The following is a 7,348-nucleotide window of genomic DNA, read 5'->3' on the forward strand; positions in this document are numbered from 1 at the left end:
ATATCCGTTGAGATTGTATATAGTTAGATGAAATCATCATATTTTAAGTGAAAAGTAGTCAACCTATATCAGGGACATACTTGAGTCTTGAGTTCCTCGTTTTGAATCCTGAGTCTGATTCTAAAAGCGAAGCGATCCCTTCTCTTTGCTCTCTTTTCAAAAACCGACCAACATCTCTTATTTCCTATTCTTCTCCAAAGCATAAATCTCCCTCCCTAACTGTGCCAGAAAAGGAATTCCAATGGTATCATATTCGTAGGTATCATCATTAAAAATTTCGTTTTTATTCACAAGAATGGTAGCAGAAAGTAAAAACTGAATCCCTTCTTTTTCGTCTACCACGTATGCAGTTTCGGTAAGGGTACCATAGGCATATCCAACTTTATTGTATATTTTTATATGATCAGGAATCGGGTCTTTAGAGTCTCCGTACAGAAAAAACTTTACATAACTATCATAATACGTTTCGGGATCATATTTTGCTTTTCGCGGAAGCGTATACATCGCCTTCTGAATACGAATCTTATCGGTATAGGAAATATTGAAACGCTGATCCGCATCAAATTGATCTTCAAAAAAGACACGTTTCATCAGTTCGTGCTGTGCTTTAAGCGGGAAATAGTTTTTATCAGAAAAATCAAAAGGCGTTGATATCTGCGTTGAATCTTTGAGATATCCTTTCCCTTTCTGTTGTTTTTTAATCTTTATAGCCACTATCGGCTGATCTATTTGCTCTTCTATAGTAATGATGTCCCCTTCATAAGATGGAAAGAACTTTATTGTACCTCGTTCAGCCTTATCGGCATTCGTCGTAGAAAGACGATGAGAAATCCGTGTAGGAGAGAGAGCAAGCTCCTTGAGGCGTGTATTGATGTAATCCCTTCCTAACAGATCATACAACCGATTATAAGCTTCATTATCGCTCACGGCGAAAATCTGTCGAATATCATCTGAAACACTATGTAACACTGAATCTCTCTCAGAAATATAAGGCGTGTCTAATTCGATTTCAGGATGGGTATTTATATACTCGGTAGCAAGTAAAGCGATTGGTAACTTAACGGTACTAGCGGGATAGAAATAATTTTTCTTATTTTCTTGAAATACGTAATCCTTAAACGTGATCAGTCCTTTATCTGTTGTGTCTATTTGGGTATATAAAATTTGGACCTCGTGATTTTCCAAACTATCCATCACTGTTCGAATAGCAGGATGTTCAGCTGTTAACACCGAATCTAAAGGTGTGGTACAAGAAAGCACCAGCACACTACTTACACAACCTAAAAGAATAGAAATACGCATTTTTAAAAATACTCATTTTTAAAATGAAGTCAATTATTTTTCTGAATGAAACGCTTTTTTGTGGTCCAGCGAAGAAGCAAAGTTAAATTGGCTAGTGGAGAGCTAATACTTTTCCTATGTTTAGAAGTGGTATGTAATGCCTTAAAACTAGTCCTGATAAATAGTTAGTTTCTAAGATATTTTTTTCCTGATTTAAGTTTCTTGTTAGGACGGATTTTGAAGTAAAAAGGAAGTGAGATACCGTTACCATCTTTAACAACAATATGTAAATGAGGACGGGTAGAAAATCCAGTATGCCCTGATTTACCAATATAATCCCCTTGCTGTATAACATCACCTACTTCTACATCGGCGCCATTGTAATCTAGATGAGAATATTGCGCGTAGGTACCATCATTGTGAAGGATAAAGATATTGTTACTTTTATCTATAAAATCTTTTCCTCCATGTTCTGTATTATCTTCTATAACAAGGATCACAATACCACCTCTTATAGCATATAAAGGAGTTCCTATGGGCATTTTGAAATCTACTGCATACCTAGATGTAGGTTTATTATGACTAAAAGATTGCCCAAATGTCTGGATGACTTCATATTTTTCACCCTTTGCATACGGTAATTCATACTTATACGTATCGTCATGAATAGCTCTAGGATTGGCTCTTCGAAATTTATAATTGATAAAATCTTTTACATTAATTTTTGAAGTATCCTTTATAGCATTTACAGGTATAATAGCAATAGGATACAAAGAATCTTTAGGTTGCATCTGAGCAAGATCAAACGTATGTGTACTATAATCTACAGAATCTTTTTTTAGTTCTTCATACCAGATAGAAATAGGAGAGATATTTTTTACCCCAAAGTAAAGAGAGTCTCCTTTATATTTTTTGATAGATGCTAATTCTGTCTGTCCAAAACAATAGATAGGAAGTATAAATAAAATGAGAAAAATGCGCATAGTCCTTTATTAAAGAGTAAGTAAGATACGTTTTGTGACATTTTTGAACCATTTACAACACCACATCAGCAATCTCTTGTAACGGAATCTGATTATGTAGCAAATCTTCAAAGGTTTCTCTTTTACGTATAAGATGCGCTTTTCCATCTTTCCACAAAACTTCGGCAGGGCGGTAACGGCTGTTATAATTACTAGCCATCGTAAAGCAATATGCCCCCGCATTGCTAAAAGCAAGAATATCTCCTTCATTTATTTCGGTAATACGTCTGTTATTTGCAAACGTGTCGGTTTCACAGATATAGCCAACTACACTATAAAAACGCTCACGCCCGTTTGGGTTGCTTATGTTATGAATTTCGTGATTACTTCCATACAACATCGGTCGGATCAAATGATTAAAACCGCTATTCACCTGAGCAAAAACGGTAGAAGTGGTTTGTTTGACCACGTTTACATTTACTAAGAATTTTCCTGCTTCACTCACGAGAAATTTCCCAGGCTCGAAGGTCAGTGTTAAGGGTTTTTTATACGCTTTCGCGAAAGCGTTAAAACGTTCCCCCAACTTATCACCTAACTCCTCAATGTTAGTCTCAATATCGCCCTCTTTATACGGCACTTTAAAACCACTCCCAAAGTCTATAAAATCTAAATTTGGAAAGTGTTTTGCCGTTTCAAAAAGAATCTCAGACGCATATAAGAATACTTCAATATCCAAAATGTCACTTCCCGTATGCATGTGAATCCCATTAATATTCATTTGGGTATTTTCTACAATACGTAAAATATGCGGTACCTGATGGATGCTAATTCCAAATTTACTATCAATATGTCCTACAGAAATATTGGTATTTCCTCCCGCCATGACATGCGGATTGATGCGAATACAGACAGGTACATTGGGATGTTTAGTTCCAAACTGTTCAAGAATGGATAGATTATCAATATTGATTTGAACTCCCATTTTTGACACAGCTTCGATTTCTGCAAGAGAAACGCCGTTAGGTGTAAATATAATACGGTCTGCGGGGCATCCAGAAGCCAATCCTAAGCGGACTTCTTGTATAGATACCGTGTCCAATCCTGCTCCTAGACCGTGGATGTGTTGTAATACAGAAATATTGCTCAACGCCTTTACTGCATAATTTAAGCGTAGTTGTTTGACCTTTTTAAATGCAGAAGTTAAGCGGTTATACTGTCTGGTAATTGTTTCTGCATTATAAACATACACAGGACTTTCATATTCCTGAACTATTTGTAAAAGGTCTTTGTTTGTCATAGCAACATTTTTGCCTACGAAATTAGTAGACTATTCTTAATACACAATACTAAAAGAGCAAAAAGTTCAACAAGAAGGTTAAAATTTACTATTTATAGACTAATTGAAAAGCATCTTTTGTAAATTCCATAAAAAATAATTGATAATGATAGCTACACTACCTATGTTTCCCCTTGAATTGGTAGCATTTCCTGGAGAAGAACTTGCATTACATATCTTTGAACAACGGTATAAACAATTAATCGAAGATTGCGAAGATGAAAAAATTACATTTGGAATTCCTGCCTACGTTGATAAACGTTTGGAATATGGTACAGAGATGGAAGTCCTTAAAGTAGTAAAAAAGTATCCATCTGGCGCCAGTGATGTTATATGTAAAGGAATACGCGTTTTTAAACTAGTAGATTTTTATAATAGACTACATGAGAAGCTATATGCTGGCGGTACTGTACAATTTATAGATGCTGTTCAAGATGGAACAATCCTCTTGAAAGAAAAATTTGTAAACTTGCTCAATGCATTTTATGACGAATTAGATATTCAAACTCCTGAAGTGAATATACAAACGATTACCACCTATACCTTATCTCATAAAATGGGACTTACTATAGAACAAGAGTATGCATTATTACAACTAACATCAGAAAAAAACCGATACGAATTTTTGATTCAGCATCTCACATCTATAGTAACCACTCTACGATCTGTTAATAGAGTTAAAGATATTATAAAATTGAATGGTCATTTTAAGAATTTTGACCCCTTGGATTTTGAAGAATATTAGAATTTTCACACATTCCCATATATAATTCTACACACTATTTTCTATATGGACTTAATTTGTAGCGTTACAGGTAGATAAGTTTCATACTTCAAAATAAAAAGACCTGCTTATTATCGTTTGTAAAAAACTGGTTGTGCATTTTGATTAGATTTCGTCATTTTCCCCTCCATGAGCGGTCAATATTAGAAATCTTCATTCTATCCTTTGGGATTTGAGGAAAATAATGGAGATGATGCATCCAATGAGTAATCATTTTGGTAAAAAGCACAACGAATATAAATAGCCTTATTATATTCATTTCTAAGGTATTTATAAGTTTATTTTAAAAATATATGAGGAGCTATCTCCTTTTAATTTTAGTAAAATTCTTTAATTTACTATAATTTACCCGTAAAATTACATTACGGAAAAACCATAAAACGATATTTTTTTATGGTTTTACCACATATTTTAGTATAATTTATGTTAATTTTTTGTATTATTATCATAATTTTCACATTTGTATTTATATTTATACCATTACTAATCCAAAATATATATAATATGAAAACAAATCTTAAATCAGCTTTTAGTTTAATGGCAATAGTAATGCTATTGTTTGCAAGTTGTGATCGTGATGAAGTTTCTGTTGAAGACAACGCTAACTTTGAAACGGAAGTTACAGTTATCGATACAGATATTGTAAACAATCAAACATCCTCTAGAGATGTTGTTACAGATCAAAGAGTATTAGATCTTATTGATAATCTAGAACTTGATGTTGCTTCTGTAACAAAAGGTGATTTCCACCTACCAGACGGAACTGTTGAACAACGTATTTATATCGGAGACGATATTGTTGTTACTAAAGAAGAGTTAGTTGCAATGCAAACGTTGAATGATACACAAGGAAGACAATACCGTACAAATAACCTTGTGAATACAAATGGTGGTAGTAGAGTTATTAGTGTTATAGGGTATACAGGAGCACCATTTGCACTTACTACTAAGGGTCGAACTGCATTACAAAACGCTATCAATAATTATAATACCTTATATAACAATGGTACGACAACGTTAAGATTTAGTTTAACTTTTGCAACGAGTACCAATGCAGATATGGTTGTATATGATAATTCTGTAAATAACAGTGGTTCTGGTGGAGTTGCTGGATTCCCATCAAGCGGTAACCCTAATAAATTTTGCCAAATCTATAATTTGGAGGGATTCTCTGCAGGTGTTAATGAGCATGTAATTACTCATGAAATGGGACACTCTATTGGTTTCCGTCACACGGATTGGTTCTCAAGACAAAGCTGTGGACAAAATTCAAATGAAGGAGATGCAGGAGTAGGAGCAGTACATTTAACAGGTACCCCTACAGGATATGATTCAACGTCTCTTATGTTAGCTTGTTTTTCTACTAGTGTAAGCGGAAATTTTAATGGTAATGATGTTACTGGTTTAGGAGTTATGTATCCAACGTCTTCAGGAGGAAGTATTTGTGATGGTGTTCCACAATGGCAACCAATAAACTATCCTGTGGGAGCTAGAGTCGTTTACCAAGGTAATTTGTATGAAAGAACTAGTGGAGGCTGGACCCTTTTAGGACCTTGTTAATAAAAATAAAGAGGCTGAATTCTAGGTTAAGAAACAAGAAATTCTTTCTCTTCTCTCATAAACTTTCAAATCCCAATCGTTTTCGATTGGGATTTGTTTTTTGTTGATACAATCGCTTTATAAATAATTATTGTCTTTGTTATAACAGAAACACATCTTGCCTTGAGATTTGATTAAATAGTATTCATGATTCTTCTAAGAAATAACCTGTACTCAATTTTTTAGAAATAAATAGTATTTAATTTCTATCTTATTTTTTACAAGTAAAATCACTTTACGGAAAAACAGTAAAAAACGTATATTTTATGGTTTTACCGCATATTTTAATATAAATTATGTTAATTTTTTGAAATATTCACATTTCATTCACATTTGTTATTATATTTATACCATTACTAATCCAAAATATTTATTAATATGAAAACAAATCTTAAATCAGCTTTTATTTTATTAGCAGGAGTTACATTACTCTTCTCTAGTTGTGAACGTGATGAAGTAACAATCGAAGACGATGCAAACCTTGTAACTGAAGTTTCTTCAGATATTATAAATACTGAAACTCCCCCTAGAGATGCTGTTACAGATAAGACCGTATTGGACCTTATCAAAACATTAGAAATTGATGCAGGTAGTATTACAAAAGGAGACTTCCATTTACCTGACGGAACTATTGAGCAACGTATTTATATCGGAGACGATATTGTTGTTACAGAAGCACAATTAAAAGCAATGCAAGTAGTAGAAGGGCAAACACGCCAGTATCGTACCAATAACTTAGTGACTGGTAATAACAGAACGATTGATATTCTTGGATATACAGCAAATGATGGTTTTGGTTTATCCTCAAAAGGACAAACTGCATTAGGTTGGGCAGTCGCTAATTATAACCGTTTAAGTGGTGTAACTTTACAGTTTAACTTAACATTTGGATCCAACTTTACAAACTCAGACATGGTTATATATGACAATTCTGGAAATAATAGTGGTTCTGGTGGTGTAGCAGGATTTCCAACAAATGCAGGAGCACCACACAAGTTTATTCAGATTTATAACCTTGATGGTTTTTCAACTAACGTAAACGAGCATGTAATTACACATGAAATTGGACATGCAGTTGGTTTCCGTCACTCTGATTGGTTTGACCGTTTAAGCTGTGGATCTGCTCAGAATGAAGGTGCTGGATCTGCTGGAGCAATACACGTTGCAGGAACTCCAACAGGAAGAGACGTATCATCTATCATGCAAGCTTGTTTCTCAAGTAGTGCTGACGGAGAATTTAACAACAACGATATTACAGCATTACGTAATATGTACTAAGAATTTTAGTTACGTTTAGTTATAATAGAAAGAGGCTGTCTAAAAAGGCAGTCTCTTTTTGTTTGTTTTTTTTGATTTCGTATCTTAATAACATGAAATCTAGTCCTG

6 protein-coding genes are annotated in these 7,348 nt (G+C 34.0%); 3 read left to right on the forward strand and 3 right to left on the reverse strand.

Features of this window, described 5'->3' with window-relative positions; translation table 11 throughout:
- Window positions 1-177: 177 nt before the first annotated feature.
- From Q0505_RS11255 to lysA, 3 genes are all read right to left on the reverse strand, one after another.
- The gene (locus Q0505_RS11255; RefSeq protein ID WP_299212831.1) at window positions 178-1,302 is read right to left on the reverse strand and encodes a serine hydrolase; all 1,125 of its coding nucleotides are present in this window, start codon (window positions 1,300-1,302) and stop codon (window positions 178-180) included.
- Window positions 1,303-1,466: 164 nt separating this feature from the next.
- Window positions 1,467-2,264, reverse strand: coding sequence for a M23 family metallopeptidase (locus tag Q0505_RS11260; RefSeq protein WP_299212834.1), 798 nt, complete (start codon window positions 2,262-2,264; stop codon window positions 1,467-1,469).
- A 52-nt stretch (window positions 2,265-2,316) separates the two neighbouring features.
- On the reverse strand, window positions 2,317-3,540 hold the full coding sequence (gene lysA, locus Q0505_RS11265; RefSeq protein WP_299212836.1) for a diaminopimelate decarboxylase: 1,224 nt from the start codon (window positions 3,538-3,540) through the stop codon (window positions 2,317-2,319).
- A 145-nt stretch (window positions 3,541-3,685) separates the two neighbouring features.
- Between lysA and Q0505_RS11270 the strand changes: the two genes are divergently transcribed.
- The 3 genes from Q0505_RS11270 to Q0505_RS11280 all read left to right on the forward strand — a co-directional run bounded on the left by Q0505_RS11270 (window position 3,686) and on the right by Q0505_RS11280 (window position 7,240).
- Complete coding sequence (locus tag Q0505_RS11270) at window positions 3,686-4,324, forward strand: LON peptidase substrate-binding domain-containing protein (RefSeq protein WP_299212838.1); 639 nt, start codon at window positions 3,686-3,688, stop codon at window positions 4,322-4,324.
- 543 nt (window positions 4,325-4,867) lie between these two features.
- On the forward strand, window positions 4,868-5,923 hold the full coding sequence (locus Q0505_RS11275; RefSeq protein ID WP_299212840.1) for a M57 family metalloprotease: 1,056 nt from the start codon (window positions 4,868-4,870) through the stop codon (window positions 5,921-5,923).
- A 417-nt stretch (window positions 5,924-6,340) separates the two neighbouring features.
- The gene (locus Q0505_RS11280; protein WP_299212842.1) at window positions 6,341-7,240 is read left to right on the forward strand and encodes a M57 family metalloprotease; all 900 of its coding nucleotides are present in this window, start codon (window positions 6,341-6,343) and stop codon (window positions 7,238-7,240) included.
- The last annotated feature ends 108 nt before the right edge of the window (window positions 7,241-7,348 follow it).

Source organism: uncultured Dokdonia sp. (assembly GCF_937910895.1).
Taxonomy (GTDB): Bacteria; Bacteroidota; Bacteroidia; order Flavobacteriales; family Flavobacteriaceae; genus Dokdonia.

Coding starts and splice junctions, on each gene's coding strand:
- Q0505_RS11270 (WP_299212838.1), top strand. CDS start 3,686: ATGATAGCTACACTACCTATGTTTCCCCTTGAATTGGTAGCATTTCCT.
- lysA (WP_299212836.1), bottom strand. CDS start 3,540: ATGACAAACAAAGACCTTTTACAAATAGTTCAGGAATATGAAAGTCCT.
- Q0505_RS11255 (WP_299212831.1), bottom strand. CDS start 1,302: ATGCGTATTTCTATTCTTTTAGGTTGTGTAAGTAGTGTGCTGGTGCTT.
- Q0505_RS11260 (WP_299212834.1), bottom strand. CDS start 2,264: ATGCGCATTTTTCTCATTTTATTTATACTTCCTATCTATTGTTTTGGA.
- Q0505_RS11275 (WP_299212840.1), top strand. CDS start 4,868: ATGAAAACAAATCTTAAATCAGCTTTTAGTTTAATGGCAATAGTAATG.
- Q0505_RS11280 (WP_299212842.1), top strand. CDS start 6,341: ATGAAAACAAATCTTAAATCAGCTTTTATTTTATTAGCAGGAGTTACA.